The sequence below is a fragment of the Kosakonia beeri genome (assembly GCF_054165705.1).
On sequence record NZ_CM135106.1, the window covers coordinates 2,263,345 to 2,283,035 of the forward strand.

Consider the following 19,691-nt stretch of genomic DNA (forward strand, 5'->3'; position numbering starts at 1 on the left):
ACTTAACTGCTGCGCAGACCGGCCATCGACATCAATAATTTGATGGCAAAACTGGCGATAAACAGCGCCACCACACTGCCAGACCATAGCAGGACGAACCACATAATCCGTGGCAGGATCCGTTTTTGCCTCATCAGTGATACCCCTCACCATGCTGAATTTTCCCGCGGAACACGTAATAGCTCCAGAAGGTGTAAACCAGGATAACAGGAATGATCAGTAACGCGCCGACCAGCATAAAACCCTGGCTCTGCGGCGGGGACGCGGCCTGCCAGAGGGAGATATCCGGCGGAATAATGTTCGGCCAGATGCTGATACCCAGCCCGCTAAAGCCGAGGAAGATCAGCCCCAGCGTCAGGACAAACGGCAAAATGTGGTACTGCGGCTGGCGGAGCATGCGCCATAACGCGAGACTCAATACCACCACCAGTAACGGGACCGGCGCAAAGAACCAGATATTAGGCTGGCTAAACCACCGCGTGGCAATAGCGCCGTGGGTCAGCGGCGTCCACAGGCTGACGACCCCCATTGCCAGCAGCAGCGCCAGCAGCAGGGTTCTGGCGGTGACCCGCATTTTCTCTTGCAGCCGGCCTTCGCTTTTCATCACCAGCCAGCTGGCACCGAGCAGGGCATACGTCACCACCAGTCCTATCCCGCAAAAGAGATTAAACGGGGTCAGCCAGTCGAGCGCTCCGCCGCGGAAGGTGCGATCGCTGACCGGGAAACCATTGATCACCGCGCCGACCACCACCCCCTGAGTAAAGGTGGCGAGCAGGGAACCGGCCAGAAAAGCCTTGTCCCAAAATGGCTTGTGGTGCGGTGTGGCTTTAAAGCGAAACTCAAAGGCCACGCCGCGAAAGATGAGGCCTATCAGCATTAGCGTCAGTGGGATGGCCAGCGCATCGGTGATCACCGCATACGCCAGCGGAAAGGCACCAAACAACCCCGCACCACCGAGTACCAGCCAGGTTTCATTCCCATCCCAGACCGGGGCAACGCTATTGACCATAATGTCCCGTTCGTCGCCATCTTTCACCGCCGGGAACAGAATGCCAATGCCGAGATCAAAGCCATCCATCACGATATACATCAGCGTCGAGAAAACGATAATGACAAACCAGATAAGCGATAAATCGATACCCATTATTTGTGCTCCCCATGGGATAAACTTTCGCCTGCGGCTGATAACGGACGCGCGGGGCGACCATCGGTTGGCAGCTCATCCACCGGCTGCGGTCCTTTTTTGATCAGGCGGATCATGTAGCTATAGCCGACGCCAAACACCGAGCTGTACACCACAATGAAGGCCACTAAACTCAGGCTCATCTGCAGCGTGCTGTGATCGGCCACCGCGTCAATGGTGCGCAGCAACCCATAGACGACCCACGGTTGCCGGCCCACTTCGGTCGTGACCCAGCCTGCCAGAATTGCCACCAGCCCCGCCGGACCCATCCAGAGGGCAAAGTGGAGAAAAGGTCGTGAGTGATAAAGCCGGTGACGATACCGCAACCAAAGCGCCGCAATACCGAGCGCGATCATCAATACCCCCAGCCCCACCATCAGGCGGAACGACCAGAAAACAAGCGTTGAATTGGGGCGATCTTCTTTCGGGAAATCTTTCAGCGCCGGGACTTGCTCATGCAGCGAGTGGGTGAGGATCAGACTGCCAAGCGAAGGGATTTCCACGGCGAAACGTGTACGCTCCTGCTCCATATCGGGCAGGCCGAACAGCAACAACGGTGTCGCCTCGCCAGGTGGATTTTCCCAGTGGCCTTCAATCGCCGCGATCTTGGCCGGCTGATGTTTAAGCGTGTTCAGCCCATGCATATCGCCAATAAAGGCCTGAAAGGGCGCGACCACCAATGCCATCCACATTGCCATCGATAACATTTTGCGCACCGCAGGCGTGTCGTTTCCGCGCAACAAGTGCCAGGCGGCGGACGCGCCGACAAACAGGGCACTACTGAGAAAAGCCGCAATTGTCATGTGCAGCAAACGGTAAGGAAAAGAGGGATTAAAGATCACCGCCATCCAGTCGGTGGGCACCACCTGGCCATTAACCACCTCAAAACCTTGTGGCGTGTGCATCCAGCTGTTGGAGGCGAGGATCCAGAAGGTCGACATCAGCGTACCGAGTGCCACCATGCAGGTGGCGAAGAAGTGCAGGCCGGGGCCGACTTTGTGCCAGCCGAACAGCATCACACCCAGGAAACCCGCTTCGAGGAAGAAGGCGGTTAACACCTCGTACGTCAACAACGGCCCGGTAATGCTGCCAGCAAATTGTGAAAACCCACTCCAGTTAGTGCCAAACTGGTAGGCCATGACCAGGCCAGAAACCACGCCCATGCCGAAGTTAACGGCGAAAATCTTTAACCAGAAATGGTACAGCGCACGCCAGTCAGGGTTTTTAGTCTTGAGCCACAACCCTTCGAGCACCACCAGATAACTGGCAAGACCGATGGTAATGGCGGGGAAGATAATATGGAATGAGACCGTAAAGGCGAACTGCAGTCTTGCCAGATGAAAGGCATCTAATGCAAACATGATGGCAACCCTCTAAAAAAAACACCCCTGATCGCAGGGGTGAATAAAGACAGGCAATAATAACGAGGTGTTATTGCTCTTGTGGATCGCCGCTTCCCAGCTCGGCACCCGTCAGCGGGTCGATGGTGGGATCGGATTGCGTGCGTTGCGCCATCGCTTTTAGCAGGGCTTCCTGTTCCACGGTCAGCTTGACGGTCGCCAGACCATCGCCGCCATCAACCGCGGGTTGCGGATTGGCCACATATTCAAAGTGTTCATCGCTGTTCCAGCTACCGCGCGGATCGTCGCCTTCCGACATGTTGTAGTACACGTTAGTGTACTGCTCGACCGGTGGCAGTTTGCCCGGTGGGAAGTTATTGCGAATGGAGTAGAGCGCTTTCTCAAACGACAGTTGGTGTGCAGCTTCACGGGTCATCAGGAAGCTGAGCGCATCTTTCACACCCGGATCGTCCGTCACATTGATAAGACGTTCGTAAATGATTTTCGCTCGCGCTTCCGCTGCAATATTGGAACGTAAATCAGCGGTCACTTCACCAATAGTGTCAATATAAGCGGCAGTCCACGGTACGCCTGCGGAGTTCGTCAAAGCCGGGCCACCACCATACAGCAGCGAGGTGATGTGGCTATCGTTACCGTTTTCCGTTAACGAGCGATAGAGATCGGCTTCTTTTTCCGTCCCTTCCGCGAGGCGGCCTTTGGCCCCTTTGTTCAACATGCCGACCAGCGAGCCAATGATTTCCAGATGACTCAATTCTTCGGTGGCGATGTCCATCAGCATTTCCTTACGCCCGACATCTTCGTCGCCCAGTCCCTGGGTGAAGTAGCGGCACGCGGCCGCCAGTTCTCCTTGCGGACCGCCAAACTGCTCAAGTAACAGGTTGGCCAGCCCCGGATTGGGTTCGCTGACCCGCACCGTGTATTGAAGTTGCTTTACGTGTCGAAACATAAATCCTCCTGAAGTATCGTTATTTTTTTGCTTCGACGCCGTCGGCGGCATCACGGAGCAAGAATTGAACGGTGACATCCGGCAGGTGATTCAGCGCCCAGTCTGCCATTGCACGTTCTTCAGCGAGAATTTGTTTAAAAATATCAATGCTGGCGGTATCGCCTACTTTTTCCGCCGCCGCAATTAATGATGTGTAAGAAGCAATTTCGAATTGCTCAAAGACATAGCTACTAATAGAGCCTTTGACCACTTCGTCAGAGGCAAACATACCGCCGACGGATTGGCCCATCGCCGCCATTTTACTGGTAGTGTCTTTCAACAATGAACGGCTAATACCGTTACGGTCGATAATCTCTTCCAGCAGCTTAATTTGCGTCTGGGTTTCGGTTAAATGCTGTTCGAGTCTTGCGCGCAAATCAGGGTAATTGTCGATACGGCCACTCATTGCATTCAGCATGGATTCCGCTTGTTTTTCCATTGCATGTGCATCGCGTAACCAGTCGTGATAGTTCTCTTGTGGAGTCATACTTTATTCCTCTCATTGCCGCTATGCTTAATCGTTATGAAGTCTCGTATCGTCGTCTTTAAAATAAAATAAATTATTCGACTTCAGCTTTTTGATTAATGTTAGAGGTGGCAATCTTAGTCAGAAGATCGTCAGTGGTTTTTTCTTCTTTCAGCGTTTCAGCTAACAGCTGTTGTGCTTTTTTCAGCCCCAGCTGGCTGGCAAGGGTACACAACGTACCGTAAGAAGCGATTTCATAATGTTCAACTTTTTGCGCCGCCTCGATAAGCCCGGCGTCACGCACGGTGCCTTTTTCCGTGGCTTCAATCAATTCGTTGGCTTCTTCGATCAGGCCTTCCATTGCGTGGCATTTTGTCCGTTTCAGCTTCAGGCCAGATTCGGCTTCCATAATCTGATCGATGCGCTCAATTTGCCCCTGTGTTTCTTCATAGTGCTTTCTGAACGCGTCAGCGAGTTCATTACTTGAGGCTTCACGGGCCATTTTAGTCAGTGCGCGGGTTAATTGCTTCTCAGCACTGTAAATATCGGAAAGAGAATGGATAAATAAGTCGGTAAGGGAATTAATTTGCATAAAATATCACCTGTAAAAAAAGTGAAAATAATAGCGAGCCTCAAAAGGCTCGCCGTAAATACTTATGAGAAAGATGCTCAAAGCAGTATGGTGTTAATTAATCACCTGATTTGCGGCCGCCGCCATGGCTTTGCTGACCGCCTTTTTTACCGGCTTCGGATGCACGCTGCGGATCATTTTTAAAATTACCGCCGCTGTTTTGACCACCTTTACGACCTGCTTCGGATGCTTTCTCACGATCTTCTGCGAAATTACCAGAACCGCCACGATGTTCAGCCATGTTATTTCTCCAGTTTCGTTGTTAAAAGAAAACGACATTATTTGCATCTCATGTCGTCGGTGTTCGTATTAAAAGTTAGTAGGGATAATTTATTAGTCAAAGCGAAGCGGAAAAAATTTACCGGAAAGAAAAATAGCCGCTGGGTTGTGTGGAAAATAGTATCTTGCATTTAGGATATATCTTTTTAAATAAGTAGCTTACGGCGTTTTTAGGTGCAAATCAATTAATCACATATGTGATTACCGGTACCGAATGGGTTGTTTTTAAGCCGCAAACGGCGACGTTTTGAACAGCTTTTTCGAGGTATACCCCCAATGGGGCATAAATTTTGCTTATGATTTTAAGACAAATCTCAACTCAGGGGTTTGGGGGAAAAAGAATGAGCCGGAAAGGCAGGGGAACAGGCAAGAAAAAACCCTCAGGAACAGGAAATCCGTTCTGCTCCTGAGGGTATGCAAGTGCATATTCGTTACGTTCATTAGTCTGCTAATAATGATTAAAAAATCATTAAGAACATTCCTGGATAAACGCTATCTAACTGATTATTCCGGGGCATTGTCCTGTCCCTGTTGCGACGGCCACGCCCAGTTGCGTACTTCGGGCAGATCTTCGCCATATTCCCGCACATAGCGATGATGGGCGGCGATCTTCTCCGCCAGGGCATCCAGCACGCCGTCGGCTTTATTCTGTAACGCCGGGACGCGAAGAATCGCTTCCTGGGCCAGGTGAAAACGATCCAGTTCGTTCATAACCGTCATATCAAAGGGTGTAGTGGTGGTGCCTTCTTCCATAAACCCGCGCACGTGGAAGTTGTGATGGTTATTCCGGGAGTAAGTCAGGCGGTGGACCAGGCTCGGATAACCGTGGAAGGCAAAAATCACCGGCTTATCTGGCGTGAAAAGCGCATCAAACGCCTCGTCGCTAAGGCCATGGGGATGTTGCTGCTGGGTTTGCAGCGCCATCAAGTCCACGACATTTACCACCCTGACACGCAGATCCGGCAAAAAGTCGCGCAGCAGGCTCACGGCGGCGAGTGTTTCCATGGTGGGCACATCGCCCGCGCAGGCCATCACTACATCCGGCGTTTCACCTGGCTGTACCGTCCCGGCCCAGTGCCAAATCCCCATGCCCGCTGCGCAATGTTTTGCGGCCTCGTCGAGCGTCAGCCATTGCGGAGCCGGTTGCTTACCGGCAACCATCACGTTAATACGATCCCAGGTTTTCAGGCAGTGATCGGCCACGCAGAGCAGGGTATTGGCATCGGGCGGCAGATAGATGCGCACAATGTCGGATTTCTTGTTCGCGACATGATCGATAAAACCCGGGTCCTGATGGCTGTAACCGTTATGATCCTGACGCCAGACATGCGAGGAGAGCAGGTAGTTGAGCGAGGAAATCGGTGCGCGCCACGGCAGTTTGCGGGTAACTTTCAGCCATTTTGCATGCTGGTTAAACATCGAGTCGATAATATGAATAAATGCCTCATAACAGTTGAACAGGCCATGGCGCCCGGTCAGCAGATACCCTTCCAGCCAGCCCTCGCACTGATGTTCGCTCAGGATCTCCATAACGCGCCCGTCTGCTGCCAGTTGCTCGTCATAAGGTTTGCGCGGCGCCAGCCAGGTGCGGTTGGTGACTTCAAACACATGGCTCAGCCGGTTAGAGGCGGTTTCGTCCGGTCCAAACAGGCGAAAATTATCGGGGTTGCGCTGGAAGATCCCCGCCAGATACGCACCCAGCGCGGCGGTGGATTCAGACTGCACTTCGCCGGGGGACGTAACCTTGACCGCGTAGTGCTCCAGATCCGGGGTGATTAATGCCCGACGCAGACGCCCGCCGTTTGCCCACGGTGACGCGCCCATGCGTTTATCGCCCTGCGGTGCCAGCGCGCGCAACGCTGGTTTCAGCGTGCCCTGGTCATCAAACAGATCGTCCGGCTGGTAGCTGCGCATCCACTGCTCCAGAATCTGCCGGTGCTGTTCATCTTCCCGGCAGGATGAGACAGGTACCTGGTGCGAGCGCCAGAAACCCTCCACTTTTTTACCGTCGACGGTCTGCGGCCCGGTCCAGCCTTTTGGGCTGCGCAAAATGATCATGGGCCAGCGCGGCAATGTCCCGACCTGATCGCCACGGCGCGCTTGTTGCTGAAAGCGGTGGATGGCGTCGAGCGCTGTATCCAGTACTTCGGCCATCTGGCGATGCATGATTTCCGGCACGTGGCCGCTTATGAGCAGGGGTTCATAACCGTAACCGCGGAACAACTGGCGGAGATCCTCGTCGCTGCTGCGCCCGAGTAGGGTCGGGTTGGCAATTTTATAGCCATTTAAGTGCAGGATCGGCAGCACAGCGCCATCGCGCTGCGGGTTAAGGAACTTAATGCCGTGCCAGCTGGACGCCAGCGGGCCAGTCTCCGCCTCGCCGTCGCCAATGACGCAGGCGGCAATCAGCGTGGGGTTGTCAAACACCGCCCCGAAAGCATGAGACAGCGAATAGCCAAGTTCACCGCCTTCGTTAATGGAACCGGGCGTTTCTGGCGCAGCATGGCTGGGGATGCCGCCAGGAAAAGAGAACTGACGAAACAGCTTTTTCATGCCCTCGGCGTCCTGGCTAATTTGCGGGTAAATCTCGCTATAGCTTCCTTCAAGCCAGGTGTTGGCGACCATGCCAGGGCCGCCGTGGCCCGGCCCGCAGACATAGATCATGTCGAGATCGCGCTGGCGAATCGCCCGGTTGAGATGGGCATAAATAAAATTCAGTCCCGGCGTGGTTCCCCAGTGGCCCAGCAGACGGGGTTTGATATGTTCGGGCCGAAGCGGTTCACGCAGCAAGGGGTTATCCATCAGGTAAATTTGCCCGACGGAAAGATAATTCGCCGCCCGCCAGTAGCGATCGATCAGATGAAGCTCATGGTCAGCATACGTTGATGGTTGTGTCATGTTCTCCTCGCCTTCATAAAGTGCCTTGTCAGGGGAGGGACATTCCCTGACGGATAGGTATGTTTCTCCCTAAGCCTGGCATAGATGTAGCAAGGCTTCCGCGCGGTCATGCAACGGGGCGGCGCGAGCGAATTGGCCATTAAACGTGACAATGTTCACATCTCTGCCAGGATTAAAAGGCACATAAACACTGTCCAAAGGAGAACGTATGATAGAGCGAAGCCAAAAAGACACCTTAGCACCGCAGTATCCCACTCCTCCTTTCGTTTCTCAGCCGCAACCTGCGCCGGGGTTGGCCAGCAAAATGATCCCGGTGCCGGATCATGGCGAAACCAGCTACCGGGGTTCCGGCCGACTGGCTGGCCGCAAGGCGCTTATTACCGGGGGAGACTCGGGGATTGGGCGCGCTGTGGCCATTGCTTATGCCCGTGAAGGGGCGGATGTCGCCATTGGTTACTTACCGGAAGAAGAGTCAGATGCGGCGGAAGTGATCAAACTTATCGAAGCGGAAGGGCGCAAAGCTGTTGCGCTGCCGGGCGATATTCGATCCGAGGCGTTTTGTGAAAAGTTAGTCGAGGAGGCGGTGAGCCAGCTCGGCGGGCTGGATATCCTGGTCAATAACGCCGGGCGGCAGCAATATAACGAGTCGATCCTCACGCTGAGCACCGAAGATTTTGATGCGACGTTTAAAACTAACGTCTATGCCATGTTCTGGATCACCCGTGCGGCGGTGAAACATCTGCCGCCCGGAGCCAGCATTATTAATACCTCTTCGGTACAGGCCTACCAGCCCAGCCCGATCCTGCTGGACTACGCGCAGACCAAAGCCGCAATTGTCGCGTTCACAAAAGCGCTGGCGCAGCAGCTTGGCGAAAAAGGTATTCGCGTCAATGCGATCGCCCCTGGCCCGTTCTGGACGGTATTGCAGCCCAGCGGCGGCCAGCCCGACGAGAAAGTAAAACAGTTTGGGGCAAGTGCGCCACTTGGGCGGCCAGGGCAGCCCGTGGAAATTGCCCCGCTGTATGTCACTATGGCGTCGGCGGAAAACAGCTATGCCTCCGGTCAGGTCTGGTGCTCTGACGGTGGGACCGGTACCGTCTGATCCGGGAACACTGTGTGGCGGTTGTGGCTGAGAGCAACCGCCGTTATCACCGGGGCGCACAACAGTGCGCCCCGGTTTGTTTCATGGCTGCTATTGGTTACGCGCGGGTGTCGTCGGGACGGTATAACGCGGCATTAAACGCCGTGGCTTGCTCAATCATCCACGTGCGGAAGTTGGCAATTTTCGCCACGCTGTCGCAGCCGGGGCGATAAACAAGGTAATAGGCCAACGGACTGGGCAGCGACACGCCAGGACACAAGCGGATCAACCGGCCGCTTTTCAAATCGTCATCAACCATTATGCTGCGCGCCAGCGCAATGCCATGGCCTTCAACGGCAGCCTGCAGCACCGCCGCAGAGTTGTTAATGCGCAGACCGGGTTTACGCGCAATGGCCTGCACGTTAAAGCGGCGTAGCCACTGTTCCCAGGTAATAAAATCGTTATGACGTTCCATGGATAAGTCGTGGATCAGCGTCTGTTCCGTGACGCCGGTCAGGCAATTTATCGCCGGGTTCACGGCGACCAGCGACGGGGCGCAGACCGGGAAAACGTCTTCCGACATCAACAACTCAGCGGTTAAGCCTTCCCATTGCCCCAGACCATACCGGATGCCGACATCCATACCCTGTGCGGTGAAGTCCAGCAGCTTGAGACTGGTTTCGAGCCGGACATCAATATCCGGCCAGCGGTGCTGGAAATCCTCAATTCGGGGTAACAGCCACTTGGCGGCAAACGCCGGGCTGATGGTGACATTTAAAATGCCATTGGTCGCGCCTTCGCGTAGCAGTGTCATACCGACATTGAGGCTTTGAAACCCCATACGAATATCGGGTAATGCACGTTGGGCAGGTTCCGTCAGCACTAATGCGGCGCGGCGGTTATGACTGCGATGAAACAGGGGAAACCCCACCACGTCTTCCAGCGAACGTACCAACTGGCCTACGGCGGCGGGCGTGACGTTCAGCTCTTCCGCGGCCAGGGAAAAGCTTTGATGGCGGGCGCTGGCTTCGAAAGCACGCAGGGCATTGAGATGAATGGGTATCTTCATATCAGATAGAAAACCTTTCCTTAAAGCCAAGATTATCTCATTTGTTCATGAGGCTGAACATTAACATAATTCAGAAATGGCGAAGCACTCAAAACAAATTATTGAAATGCTTACGCCTGATGATGCATTTCAAACAAAAAGATTTTCTTTTTATTTGGGGTGGGGAGCCGCTGTTGATCCGCAGCTCCCGTTATTCACTGAACGCAGGAGTTAACCATGGCTTATTTGCAAATCACTCTGGACATTAGCGAGCAGAATCGTGCAGCAGCGGCAGCGGTATATCAAAAATATAAAGCCCCGTTCCTGGAAACCATTGATGGCGCGGTTTCAAAAGAGCTGCTGGTGCGCGCGCAAGATGTGCAGGTGCTGCACGGTTTTAACAGTGCAAAACAGGCGGAAGCCTACCTCGGTTCTCAGTTGTTCATCGCTGATGTGGTGGAAGCGCTGAAACCGTATCTCAACAGTGCGCCGGATGTGCGTATTTACGACGTCGTCTGATCTCATTCCTGAAAACGGGGGTAGTTGTGTATTTAAACTGGTCTGAATTGCGTAAAGCGTTACGCGCGGCGGTAGGCAGATTTGCTGGCCTGCAACCAGAGGTCATGAAGGGCATTGAGACGATGGAAAACGGCGCCGCTGCGTCCGGCCATCTGGATGCCAAAACCCGTGAACTGATTGCTCTCGCCGTGGCAATCACCACGCGCTGTGATGGTTGCCTGTCGGTGCATGCCGAAGCCGCAGCAAAACACGGCGCAACGCGCGAAGAGATCGCGGAAGCCCTGGGCGTTGCGATCACCCTCAATACCGGCGCGGCACTGGTTTATTCCACCCGTGCGCTGGACGCGTTTGACACCTTGCCGAAGTAAGCGCACCACCGCGGCCTGCTCTGGCGGCCGCGGCTCCTTTTCAGGACTCCTGCATGTTGATTAACCACGATTTTTCCCGGCGCGTTACCGTCACTCCTGAAGATCATGGCTGGGTGCCTTCTCCCCAGCGAGGGGTCGATCGGGTGATGCTTGATCGTATCGGCGGCGAACAGGCGCGGGCGACGAGTATTGTCCGTTATCTTCCCGATACGGCATTCCCTTTACATGCCCATCCTGGCGGTGAGGAGATTCTGGTACTGGCCGGGCAATTCTCCGAAGGAGAACGGCATTACCCCGCCGGATGGTACCTGCGCAACCCGCCGGGTTCCTGCCATCAACCTCACAGCACCAACGGCACACTGTTGTTCGTCAAACTGGGACAAATGCGCCGCCAGGAACGGGTGCAATTGCGTGTGAATACGCGTGACGCGGAAAACTGGTTCACGCGTGAGGGTATGCAAGTTTGCCCCCTGTTTAGCGATGCGCATGAGCGCGTCTGCCTGCTGCGGCTGAGCGTCGGTACGGTATTGGCAGAACCGGGATTACCGGGCGGAGCGGAAGTGCTGATCGTCGAAGGCAGTTTGATTGAAGGCAACAGTATTCACCCACAGGGTAGCTGGCTGCGGATCGCGCCACAGCAGCGGCTGGCTTTGATGGCCGGGTCGGACAACACGGTGCTGTATCTCAAAAAAGGGCATCTCGCCGCTGCGCCGCAGGAACCCTGCCTATGACGCCGCAGGTGACGATTATCGGTGCCGGGTTGAGCGGCTTATATGCTGCCTGTTTGTTAGAGCAGGCGGGTGTCAGTTATCAGGTACTGGAAGGGCGGGAGCGGATCGGCGGGCGGATACTGTCGGCTGGCGATGTGCAGGCCGATCTCGGTGCGACGTGGCTGTGGCCTGCTATCCAGCCCACGCTATTTCAGCTTCTTACCCGGCTGGATATCACCCTGATCGACCAGAATGAGACCGGCGAAATGCTCTACGAGCGCACCCCGGGTGCCGTGTCACGCTATCCGGGGTTTGTTTCGTCGCCTGCTGCGGTACGTGTGCGCGGCGGCATGTCGCACGTGATCAAAAAATTAGCGCAGCACATCCCGGCAACACGCATCGTGACGGGCGTTGAGGTGACGCATGTGGAGCAGCGCAACGGGCGGATCAGGATTGAGGGTAACGGCAACGACCACTCGACAAGCGTCATCGAGAGCGAACAGGTGTTATTGGCTCTGCCGCCCATGCTGGCCGCGAATATGACCTTTGCGCCGTCGCTGCCGTTCCCCCTGTTGCAGGCCTGGCGTAATACCGGCACCTGGATGGCGCCACATGCCAAGTATGTCGCCTGCTATGCCGAAGCTTTCTGGAAACGCAACGGGTTGTCGGGCGAGGCCAGAAGCAACGTCGGCCCAATGGTAGAGATGCATGATGTTTCCCAGCCTGATGGCACGCATGCTCTGTTTGGTTTTATCGGGCTGCCGTTCGATGCCCGTCAGGCGACAGGCGAGGCGCAGTTACTGAGTCTGTGTCGCGCGCAACTGGTTCGCTTATTTGGTGAAGAAGCCGCGACGCCCCGCGCAGAATACCTTAAAGACTGGGCGGCCGATCCCTTTACGGCCACCCGGCGCGATCTGGCGTTACAGGCAGGTCACACCGTGCCGCCGCCATCGCCTGCAGAAGGCGTATGGCGTAACACCATCACCGGGATAGCCAGCGAATGGTCATCCACGTTTCCGGGCTACCTGGCTGGCGCTATCGAAGCGGCTGAGGCGGGTGTCCGGCGGATAGTCAATCAGAGGTAAGCATGAACAACACCTATCAGGCAATGCAGGTTACACGTCCAGGACGGCTGGAACAGGTTGAAAGAACGCTGCCGGAACCGGCACCTGGCGAGGTGCTGATTAAAGTGGAAGCCTGCGGTATTTGCGGGGCGGACAGCGGCGTGATTGAGGGGCGGGAAAAGGGCGTTGACTACCCGCGCGTGCCCGGTCACGAAGTGGTCGGCACGATCTGTAAAATTGCTGACGCGCTGCCAGGCTGGCTGAAACCCGGTCAGCGGGTAGGCGTTGGGCGTTTAGGGGGGCACTGCCACGCCTGCGAGCAGTGCCGTCTGGGGCACTTTAACCTTTGCCAGAACCAGCCTGTGACCGGCAGTTCTCGTGACGGCGGCTACGCCGAATATATGCTGGCGCGCGCGACCGGGCTGGTGACCATTCCCGATGATCTCTCTTCTGTTGAGGCCGCGCCGCTGCTGTGCGCGGGGATCGCCACGTTTAATGCTTTAAAAAAATCCACGGCCCAGGCGGGCGATACCGTGGTTATCCAGGGCGTCGGCGGGCTGGGTCATCTGGCCCTGCAGTACGCCAGAAAGATGGGGTTTCGCGTCATTGCCGTCGGCAGAGGGGAAGACATTGCCGCAGAGGTGATGCGGCTTGGCGCGCATCATTATATTGATACCCATCATCATGATCCCGTTGCGGCCATCAAATCGCTTGGCGGCGCGCAGGTGATCCTTTCGACCCTCACCGACAGTGCTGCGGTTGCTGCGCTGTTACCGGCCCTGGTGCCGCAGGGGCAGTTGATGGTGGTCGGTGTGGGGCAGGAAAGCCTGGCGTTAACGCCGGGGCTGATGGTGGGCAGAGAATTGTCGGTCAGAGGGGCTATCACCGGTACGCCGAGAGAACTGGAAAAAGCGCTGGATTTCAGTTTGCTGGCCGATGTGCGGGCGATGATAGAAACGATGCCGCTCGCAAAGGCACAGGAGGCCTGGCAAAAAATGCGTTCCGGCGAGGCCAAATTCCGCATGGTGCTGACCATGGAAAAGGCATAACAACGCAGTAAGTGCAATAAGTGCAATAAGTGCAGTAAGTGCAGTAAGTGCAGTCAGAAATGCATAACTATAAATCGATAAAGGAAGACGTGATGACAATACGCGAATTATCTGCCCCGGCATTCTCTGCTGAGGTCATACAGGCCAGGGTACCGGTGCTCATTGATTTCTGGGCCCCCTGGTGCCAGCCTTGCCGCGCCGTGGCGCCCGTGATGGAGGCGCTGGCCGAAGAGTACGCCGGAAAACTGGCGGTGTTCAAAGTCAACGTAGACGAGCAGCCAGAGCTGGCCGCGCAGCATGGCATACGTTCGATACCCTTCTTTAAGGTGTTCGTGGAAGGAAAACCGGTGCTCGAGTTTGCCGGGGCCAGGCCGAAACATGATTTCGACGCCCTGCTGAGGAATCTTCTGAACTGAGATAACCCCACTTCGCCTGGCGAGCGTGACTCACAGCGCTCGCGTTTTTACCTATCCGGATATCGCCGTGGCGCTGGCTGCGGCGGTGCTATGGGCGTTACCCGCCAGCGGGTACCCATAACAAGGAGTGCATATGTTTACGTTAGATGCGTTTCATCTGGCAAGGATCCAGTTTGCCTTCACGGTGTCGTTTCACATTATATTCCCGGCGATCACCATCGGTCTGGCCAGCTACCTGGTAGTGCTGGAAGGCCTCTGGCTGAAAAGCCGCCAGACCGTCTATCTCGATCTCTGGCATTTCTGGTCCAAAATTTTTGCCGTCAACTTTGGGATGGGTGTCGTTTCCGGTCTGGTGATGGCCTACCAGTTCGGCACCAACTGGAGTGGTTTTTCGCAGTTTGCCGGGAGTATTACCGGCCCGTTATTGACCTATGAAGTGCTGACCGCCTTTTTCCTCGAAGCGGGGTTTTTAGGGGTCATGCTGTTTGGCCGAAACAAAGTTGGGCCGGGGCTGCACTTCTTTGCGACCTGCATGGTCGCCCTGGGCACATTAATGTCGACTTTCTGGATCCTTGCATCGAACAGCTGGATGCACACGCCGCAGGGTTACACGATAGAGCAGGGCGTGGTGGTTCCGCAGGACTGGCTGAAAATTGTCTTTAACCCCTCGTTCCCGTGGCGGCTGATACATATGACCACGGCGGCGTTCCTTGCCAGCGCGTTTTTTGTTGGTGCCTCTGGGGCGTGGCACCTGCTCAAAGGCAACGACACCCCCGCAATCCGCAAGATGTTTTCCATGGCGTTATGGATGGCATTAGTGGTTGCTCCGTTGCAGGCTTTTTTGGGCGATGGACACGGATTAAACACACTTGAACACCAGCCGGCAAAAATTGCCGCCATTGAGGGGCACTGGGAAAACCGACCCGGAGAAGCATCACCGTTGATCCTGTTTGGCATTCCCGATATGGCGGAAGAACGCACCAAATATGCCCTTGAAGTGCCGTATCTTGGCAGCCTGATCCTGACGCATAGCCTCAGTAAACCGATCCCGGCGCTGAAAAGTTTTGCGCCTGCCGACAGGCCGAATTCGCTTGTGGTGTTCTGGTCGTTTCGCATTATGGTTGCGCTCGGTCTGTTGATGATTGCACTGGGCGTGCTTAGCCTGTGGCTGCGTTACCGCAAGCGCCTTTTTTGCTCACGTTCCTTTCTGTGGTTTGCTCTGCTGATGGGGCCGTCCGGTTTAGTGGCGATCCTCGCTGGCTGGTTTACCACCGAGGTGGGGCGTCAGCCCTGGGTAGTATATGGCGTACAACGCACCCGGGAGGCGGTTTCGGCCCATGGCGATCTGCATATGAGCGTCAGTCTGCTGGCGTTTATCGGTGTTTATAGCGCCGTGTTTGGCGTGGGCTACCTGTATCTGATGCGATTGATTAAAACCGGACCGCTGCCCGGCGAGGGGCAGCATGCAGAGCAGGGCGGGCCAGGGCAGTTGCGCACCCCCGCGCGGCCGCTTTCTGCCGTCGATAATGGACAGGGAGGCGCGCAAAATGATTGATCTTTCGCTGATCTGGTTCGGTATTATCATTTTTTCCACACTGATGTACATCGTGATGGATGGCTTTGATTTGGGGATCGGGTTGCTGTTCCCGTTCAATAAAAATGCGGCGGAGCGCGATGTGATGATCAACACCGTGGCGCCGGTCTGGGACGGGAATGAAACCTGGCTGGTGATGGGCGGTGCCAGCCTGTATGGTGCGTTCCCGTTGGCCTATTCCGTGATAGCCGACGCGCTGGCTGCCCCACTGACCGTGATGCTGCTGGGGTTGATTTTTCGCGGTGTCGCGTTTGAATTCCGCTTTAAAGCCACTCCGGCGCATCGCCCATTCTGGGATAAGGCCTTTATTTTCGGCTCGCTGCTGGCAACGTTTACTCAGGGCGTGGTGGTTGGCGCGTTGATTAACGGGCTGCCGGTCAGTGGTCGGGAATATGCAGGCCCTGCGTTGATCTGGCTGGATCCCTTTGCGCTGTTTTGTGGGGCCGGGTTGCTGGTGGCTTACGCGCTGCTGGGAGCGAGCTGGCTGGTGATGAAAACAGACGGGGCGCTGCAAAAGAAAATGGCCCGGTTGACGATACCACTGGTCACGGTGTTGCTGATAGTGTTAGCGATCATCAGTTTGTGGACGCCGCTGGCGCATCCGGGCATTGCCCGGCGCTGGTTTAGCGCGCCGAACCTGTTCTGGTTCTTGCCCGTACCGGTACTGGTGTTGGCCTGCTACGTTGGCGTGATACGCGCCATTCGACGCAACGCGCACTATTCCCCCTTTATCTTGACGTTAATGCTTATTTTCTTAGGCTTTTCCGGGCTGGGGATCAGCATCTGGCCTTATATCATCCCGCCTTCGGTCACGCTTCATGAAGCGGCATCGGCGCAGATAAGTCAGGCGTTTATGTTGATTGGCTGCCTGCCGATTTTGCCGGTGATCCTCGGTTACACCTTCTGGAGCTATTACGTTTTTCGCGGCAAAGTACAGCCGGGTGAAGGCTATCATTAAGGAGTAAAAAGTATGCGTACGGAGAAGAACAATGCCTCGTTGCTGAAAGGCCTGGTGTGGCTGGTGATCATCTGGACGGCGAGTGTGGTGGCGCTGGGCATCGTCTCAATGTTGTTTCGGTTGTTGATGTCCGCCGCCGGCATGAAAGCCTGATAATAAAAAGCCTGAGCAAACGCTGCCCAGGCTTTTCATGAAAGAAAAACTTGCGCGATCGGGAAGTTTATCTGCTTTGTTGACGCGTGAGTTTCACCACATACTGCCCCTCAAAGATGTTCCTGGCTTGAACCTGCGCTCACCCTGCCGAAAAAACTATGCCAATTCCATTAACTATCAAACAGATCGAAATGCTGGTGAAAATCAGCGAAGGGAAGGGGCTGTCAGAAGCCGCACGCCTGCTTAATCTCTCACCTTCCGCTGTCAGCAAGGCGCTGGCGGTGATGGAGGAAAATCTTGGTGTTCCGCTTATCCAGCGCACCACCCGTACCTTTCAGCTGACCGATGCCGGGGAGTATTTTGTTTCCCGGGCGACGGAGCTGCTGAAAGAATTTGATGATATCGTGAATACCACCTGCGGTTATTTCAACCACCCGCACGGTGCGCTACGGATCACCTGTTCGGTGGCCTTCGGTTACGCCCACCTGGTAGATATCTTCAATGAATACCGTAAAAAGCATCATGACGTTGAATTGATCCTCGATCTGGACGACCACCTGACCAATCTGAATGAAAACAATGTCGATATTGCCCTGCGGATCACCGCCACGCCGCCGCAGAATTACGCGGCCAGAAAATTATCCAAAATCAGTTGGCTGTATTGCGCCGCACCCGGCTACCTGGCCCGCTGTGGAACGCCGACCAGACGCGCAGAACTGGTCAGCCATGACTGCCTGGTTTACCCGGGGTTGACACCGCCGCTGCGTATCACCGACATGACCATTGCGCACCCGCACTGTGATATCAAGCCGCGCACACCCGTACAGGCCAACAGCAGCCTGCTGTTATTAAAAGCGGCACTGTCCGGTCAGGGCATCGCCTGGTTGCCGTCTTATTTGATCAGCCAGCACCTGGAAAGCGGGGAACTGGTGGCATTGAAACTGGATGGGAAGTACGCCTACCCGACACACAGTTTGTACGCGCTGTATTTCCCCAGCAAATTTCGCAACCCCAAAGTGCGATCGTTTATTGATTTTCTGGTGGAGGAAAACCAGCCCTGGCATCGGTGGGAAAAAGCGATTGATGAATTGATTTAAAATATGCGCGCGATCACAGCAAATAAATTAACGCGGCGTCGCCCGATAATAAAAATCTTTTGCACAGATCACATTTAACGATAAATAAAAATTATATTTTGCGGCGCTTGTCATATTAATACCAAATACTTTACTTGTGAGTAAAAGTGGAAACAGTTTTCGCTAATATTCCTTCGCCATTGCCGGGGGGCTGTGTAAAGCTTTCTGCATTCAATCATTAATAACAACGCGGTTATTAGGTTGAATATAGCGGCAGCAACGTTGTCGAAGTATTGCGGTTAAAATAAAACAAGGTTGCAGAGTAGAGTTTCAAATAATACTCGGCCGGGTTGATTCTATTTTGTCGATTGGGGTCTCCTATGACAGTAGGAATAAATAACGAAGCAATAAATAAAAATAATATCCCCTTTACCCTGTACGATTTAGGGTGGGTGGTACTGTGTATCGGCGCAGCAATTGGTTCAGGCATCGTCTTTTTCCCTTTGCAGGTGGGTCTTAAAGGTGTCTGGGTATTTGCCCTGGCGGTACTTCTCGGCTATCCGGCCGTGTATTACATGCAGAAGCTGTTTATCGAAACCATGGCGCGTAGCGATGAACACGACTCCTATTTGAGCATCATCGCCAGCTATGTCGGCAACCGCTGGGGAGTCTTTCTCGGGGCGCTCTATTCCATCACTATGTTGAAATCGATGGTGGAGTACGCACTGGCGATCACCAATGATAGCGCGTCCTATCTGAAGACATTTGGCCTGACCACCCAGACGCTCTCTGAACACTGGTGGTGGCCGCTGTTGTTGATTGGCAGTCTCTCTTTGGTGGCGTCGAAAGGCGAAAAACTGCTGTTTAAAGTCTCTGGCAGCATGATTGCCGTGAAGCTGGTGATCATTGTGGCGATTGGCTTTGTGGTGGTGCCGTTCTGGGATCTGAACAACATCGGCGAATTGCCCTCGGTTGGACACCTGGTGGTGGGGACATTCCCGACACTACCATTTGCTATCTTCTCCATCATGTTCGTCGGGATTCTGAACCCCATGAACATTGCGTATAAAAAGCGTGAAGAGGATAAAGCGGTCGCGAAGTATAAGATTTTACGTGTACATAAAGTCGCGTATCTGATCCTTGTGGCGACAGTACTGCTGTTCGTGGTTTCTATTGTCCTTTCCATCAGCGAAGCCGATGCGCTGCGCGCCTACCAGGACAATATCTCAGCCCTTGCGCTGGCGGCGAAAGTCATTCCTGGCGCGGCAGTAAAATACATGAGCGTTATTCTTAACGTGTTTTCAATCGTGACCGCTTTCCTCGCGCTTTATCTGGCGGTGCATGAATCGTTTGTCGGGTTAATTAAAGTCACGCTCGATAAACTGTCCCCAACACGAGAAAGCAGCCCACGACGGGTTTCTGTCACGGCTTTTTTCATGGTAGTGCTGGTCTTGTGGTTAATCGTACTGACGAACTTCCCTATCCTGAAGGTATTTGTTTTTGGCGGCGTGACCTACGGTATTATTAGCTGTATTGTGCCGGGAGTTATTATTCTCAAAAATGACAAGTTTGTTGACCTTCGGGGGGCGTCAGTTTATTACGTGATATTAATTGGTATGCTGATGTGCATCGGGCCGTTTGTTATGCTGTTTTCCTGATAACGTGTGATGAATAAATGTCTGCGCTGTCTTTAGGTATATTAAGTGCGTTTTAAGGCGGCATTGTTAATTATTTTATGGGTCATCATTAATCAGATTCATGATGACCCATGCGCCACTTTTACGGTGCAGAAAATGATTATCAAAAACCCGGACATGTGATACTAAGACTGAGAGATAACAAACAAGGGTAG

21 protein-coding genes are annotated in these 19,691 nt (G+C 54.5%); 12 read left to right on the plus strand and 9 right to left on the minus strand.

Going from position 1 to position 19,691, the window contains the following annotated elements:
- Positions 1-2 precede the first annotated feature (2 nt).
- The 8 genes from ACUY4S_RS10835 to ACUY4S_RS10870 form a co-directional block, all read right to left on the minus strand.
- Positions 3-134 (minus strand): DUF2474 domain-containing protein, encoded by a 132-nt coding sequence (locus ACUY4S_RS10835; protein WP_312689389.1) that lies wholly within the window; start codon positions 132-134, stop codon positions 3-5.
- Positions 134-1,144, minus strand: a complete 1,011-nt coding sequence (gene cydB, locus ACUY4S_RS10840) for a cytochrome d ubiquinol oxidase subunit II (protein ID WP_458021877.1) — start codon at positions 1,142-1,144, stop codon at positions 134-136. Before cydB (ACUY4S_RS10840) ends, ACUY4S_RS10835 begins: the two co-directional genes overlap by 1 nt.
- Positions 1,144-2,544: a cytochrome ubiquinol oxidase subunit I gene (locus tag ACUY4S_RS10845; RefSeq protein ID WP_458021876.1), complete on the minus strand. Its 1,401-nt coding sequence runs from the start codon at positions 2,542-2,544 to the stop codon at positions 1,144-1,146. Before ACUY4S_RS10845 ends, cydB (ACUY4S_RS10840) begins: the two co-directional genes overlap by 1 nt.
- Positions 2,545-2,614: 70 nt before the next feature.
- Complete coding sequence (locus tag ACUY4S_RS10850) at positions 2,615-3,490, minus strand: manganese catalase family protein (RefSeq protein WP_312689393.1); 876 nt, start codon at positions 3,488-3,490, stop codon at positions 2,615-2,617.
- A gap of 19 nt (positions 3,491-3,509) precedes the next feature.
- Positions 3,510-4,016, minus strand: a complete 507-nt coding sequence (locus tag ACUY4S_RS10855; protein ID WP_312689395.1) for a ferritin-like domain-containing protein — start codon at positions 4,014-4,016, stop codon at positions 3,510-3,512.
- Between the two features lie 73 nt (positions 4,017-4,089).
- Positions 4,090-4,587: a YciE/YciF ferroxidase family protein gene (locus tag ACUY4S_RS10860; protein WP_312689396.1), complete on the minus strand. Its 498-nt coding sequence runs from the start codon at positions 4,585-4,587 to the stop codon at positions 4,090-4,092.
- Between the two features lie 97 nt (positions 4,588-4,684).
- The gene (locus ACUY4S_RS10865) at positions 4,685-4,867 is read right to left on the minus strand and encodes a con-10 family general stress protein (RefSeq protein ID WP_312689397.1); all 183 of its coding nucleotides are present in this window, start codon (positions 4,865-4,867) and stop codon (positions 4,685-4,687) included.
- Positions 4,868-5,409: 542 nt separating this feature from the next.
- Positions 5,410-7,803 (minus strand): phosphoketolase family protein, encoded by a 2,394-nt coding sequence (locus ACUY4S_RS10870; protein WP_458021875.1) that lies wholly within the window; start codon positions 7,801-7,803, stop codon positions 5,410-5,412.
- A 208-nt stretch (positions 7,804-8,011) separates the two neighbouring features.
- On the opposite strand from ACUY4S_RS10870, the gene ACUY4S_RS10875 reads away from it, so the two are divergent.
- Positions 8,012-8,905, plus strand: coding sequence for an SDR family oxidoreductase (locus ACUY4S_RS10875; protein ID WP_458021874.1), 894 nt, complete (start codon positions 8,012-8,014; stop codon positions 8,903-8,905).
- A 97-nt stretch (positions 8,906-9,002) separates the two neighbouring features.
- Here ACUY4S_RS10875 and gcvA read toward each other — a convergent pair whose 3' ends face one another.
- Positions 9,003-9,953 carry a transcriptional regulator GcvA gene (gcvA, locus tag ACUY4S_RS10880; protein ID WP_312689403.1) on the minus strand — a complete coding sequence of 317 codons (951 nt, stop codon included), beginning with the start codon at positions 9,951-9,953 and terminating at the stop codon, positions 9,003-9,005.
- Positions 9,954-10,169: 216 nt separating this feature from the next.
- Between gcvA and ACUY4S_RS10885 the strand changes: the two genes are divergently transcribed.
- From ACUY4S_RS10885 to ACUY4S_RS10935, 11 genes are all read left to right on the plus strand, one after another.
- Complete coding sequence (locus tag ACUY4S_RS10885) at positions 10,170-10,451, plus strand: hypothetical protein (protein ID WP_458021873.1); 282 nt, start codon at positions 10,170-10,172, stop codon at positions 10,449-10,451.
- 26 nt (positions 10,452-10,477) lie between these two features.
- Positions 10,478-10,819 (plus strand): carboxymuconolactone decarboxylase family protein, encoded by a 342-nt coding sequence (locus tag ACUY4S_RS10890; protein WP_312689406.1) that lies wholly within the window; start codon positions 10,478-10,480, stop codon positions 10,817-10,819.
- 53 nt (positions 10,820-10,872) lie between these two features.
- Positions 10,873-11,550: a cupin domain-containing protein gene (locus ACUY4S_RS10895; protein ID WP_458021872.1), complete on the plus strand. Its 678-nt coding sequence runs from the start codon at positions 10,873-10,875 to the stop codon at positions 11,548-11,550.
- The gene (locus tag ACUY4S_RS10900) at positions 11,547-12,614 is read left to right on the plus strand and encodes a flavin monoamine oxidase family protein (RefSeq protein ID WP_458021871.1); all 1,068 of its coding nucleotides are present in this window, start codon (positions 11,547-11,549) and stop codon (positions 12,612-12,614) included. Before ACUY4S_RS10895 ends, ACUY4S_RS10900 begins: the two co-directional genes overlap by 4 nt.
- A gap of 2 nt (positions 12,615-12,616) precedes the next feature.
- Positions 12,617-13,642, plus strand: a complete 1,026-nt coding sequence (locus ACUY4S_RS10905; protein WP_312689412.1) for an alcohol dehydrogenase catalytic domain-containing protein — start codon at positions 12,617-12,619, stop codon at positions 13,640-13,642.
- Positions 13,643-13,734: 92 nt separating this feature from the next.
- Positions 13,735-14,058: a thioredoxin gene (trxA, locus tag ACUY4S_RS10910; RefSeq protein WP_458021870.1), complete on the plus strand. Its 324-nt coding sequence runs from the start codon at positions 13,735-13,737 to the stop codon at positions 14,056-14,058.
- Between the two features lie 133 nt (positions 14,059-14,191).
- Entirely contained in the window at positions 14,192-15,613 is a 1,422-nt protein-coding gene (locus ACUY4S_RS10915; RefSeq protein WP_458021869.1) for a cytochrome ubiquinol oxidase subunit I, read from the plus strand.
- Positions 15,606-16,610 (plus strand): cytochrome d ubiquinol oxidase subunit II, encoded by a 1,005-nt coding sequence (cydB, locus tag ACUY4S_RS10920; RefSeq protein ID WP_312689417.1) that lies wholly within the window; start codon positions 15,606-15,608, stop codon positions 16,608-16,610. Before ACUY4S_RS10915 ends, cydB (ACUY4S_RS10920) begins: the two co-directional genes overlap by 8 nt.
- Positions 16,611-16,622: 12 nt before the next feature.
- Positions 16,623-16,763 (plus strand): DUF2474 domain-containing protein, encoded by a 141-nt coding sequence (locus ACUY4S_RS10925; protein ID WP_312689418.1) that lies wholly within the window; start codon positions 16,623-16,625, stop codon positions 16,761-16,763.
- A gap of 158 nt (positions 16,764-16,921) precedes the next feature.
- The gene (locus ACUY4S_RS10930) at positions 16,922-17,860 is read left to right on the plus strand and encodes a LysR family transcriptional regulator (protein ID WP_458021868.1); all 939 of its coding nucleotides are present in this window, start codon (positions 16,922-16,924) and stop codon (positions 17,858-17,860) included.
- Between the two features lie 359 nt (positions 17,861-18,219).
- The gene (locus ACUY4S_RS10935; protein WP_312689421.1) at positions 18,220-19,497 is read left to right on the plus strand and encodes an amino acid permease; all 1,278 of its coding nucleotides are present in this window, start codon (positions 18,220-18,222) and stop codon (positions 19,495-19,497) included.
- Positions 19,498-19,691 lie beyond the last annotated feature (194 nt).

What these genes read in the sequence shown, in the direction of transcription:
- ACUY4S_RS10855 (WP_312689395.1), bottom strand. Translation starts at nt 4,016, where the DNA reads ATGACTCCACAAGAGAACTATCACGACTGGTTACGCGATGCACATGCA.
- ACUY4S_RS10915 (WP_458021869.1), top strand. Translation starts at nt 14,192, where the DNA reads ATGTTTACGTTAGATGCGTTTCATCTGGCAAGGATCCAGTTTGCCTTC.
- gcvA (WP_312689403.1), bottom strand. Translation starts at nt 9,953, where the DNA reads ATGAAGATACCCATTCATCTCAATGCCCTGCGTGCTTTCGAAGCCAGC.
- ACUY4S_RS10900 (WP_458021871.1), top strand. Translation starts at nt 11,547, where the DNA reads ATGACGCCGCAGGTGACGATTATCGGTGCCGGGTTGAGCGGCTTATAT.
- cydB (WP_458021877.1), bottom strand. Translation starts at nt 1,144, where the DNA reads ATGGGTATCGATTTATCGCTTATCTGGTTTGTCATTATCGTTTTCTCG.
- trxA (WP_458021870.1), top strand. Translation starts at nt 13,735, where the DNA reads ATGACAATACGCGAATTATCTGCCCCGGCATTCTCTGCTGAGGTCATA.
- ACUY4S_RS10895 (WP_458021872.1), top strand. Translation starts at nt 10,873, where the DNA reads ATGTTGATTAACCACGATTTTTCCCGGCGCGTTACCGTCACTCCTGAA.
- ACUY4S_RS10845 (WP_458021876.1), bottom strand. Translation starts at nt 2,544, where the DNA reads ATGTTTGCATTAGATGCCTTTCATCTGGCAAGACTGCAGTTCGCCTTT.
- ACUY4S_RS10850 (WP_312689393.1), bottom strand. Translation starts at nt 3,490, where the DNA reads ATGTTTCGACACGTAAAGCAACTTCAATACACGGTGCGGGTCAGCGAA.
- ACUY4S_RS10885 (WP_458021873.1), top strand. Translation starts at nt 10,170, where the DNA reads ATGGCTTATTTGCAAATCACTCTGGACATTAGCGAGCAGAATCGTGCA.
- ACUY4S_RS10875 (WP_458021874.1), top strand. Translation starts at nt 8,012, where the DNA reads ATGATAGAGCGAAGCCAAAAAGACACCTTAGCACCGCAGTATCCCACT.
- cydB (WP_312689417.1), top strand. Translation starts at nt 15,606, where the DNA reads ATGATTGATCTTTCGCTGATCTGGTTCGGTATTATCATTTTTTCCACA.
- ACUY4S_RS10905 (WP_312689412.1), top strand. Translation starts at nt 12,617, where the DNA reads ATGAACAACACCTATCAGGCAATGCAGGTTACACGTCCAGGACGGCTG.
- ACUY4S_RS10935 (WP_312689421.1), top strand. Translation starts at nt 18,220, where the DNA reads ATGACAGTAGGAATAAATAACGAAGCAATAAATAAAAATAATATCCCC.
- ACUY4S_RS10925 (WP_312689418.1), top strand. Translation starts at nt 16,623, where the DNA reads ATGCGTACGGAGAAGAACAATGCCTCGTTGCTGAAAGGCCTGGTGTGG.
- ACUY4S_RS10835 (WP_312689389.1), bottom strand. Translation starts at nt 134, where the DNA reads ATGAGGCAAAAACGGATCCTGCCACGGATTATGTGGTTCGTCCTGCTA.
- ACUY4S_RS10870 (WP_458021875.1), bottom strand. Translation starts at nt 7,803, where the DNA reads ATGACACAACCATCAACGTATGCTGACCATGAGCTTCATCTGATCGAT.
- ACUY4S_RS10865 (WP_312689397.1), bottom strand. Translation starts at nt 4,867, where the DNA reads ATGGCTGAACATCGTGGCGGTTCTGGTAATTTCGCAGAAGATCGTGAG.
- ACUY4S_RS10860 (WP_312689396.1), bottom strand. Translation starts at nt 4,587, where the DNA reads ATGCAAATTAATTCCCTTACCGACTTATTTATCCATTCTCTTTCCGAT.
- ACUY4S_RS10930 (WP_458021868.1), top strand. Translation starts at nt 16,922, where the DNA reads ATGCCAATTCCATTAACTATCAAACAGATCGAAATGCTGGTGAAAATC.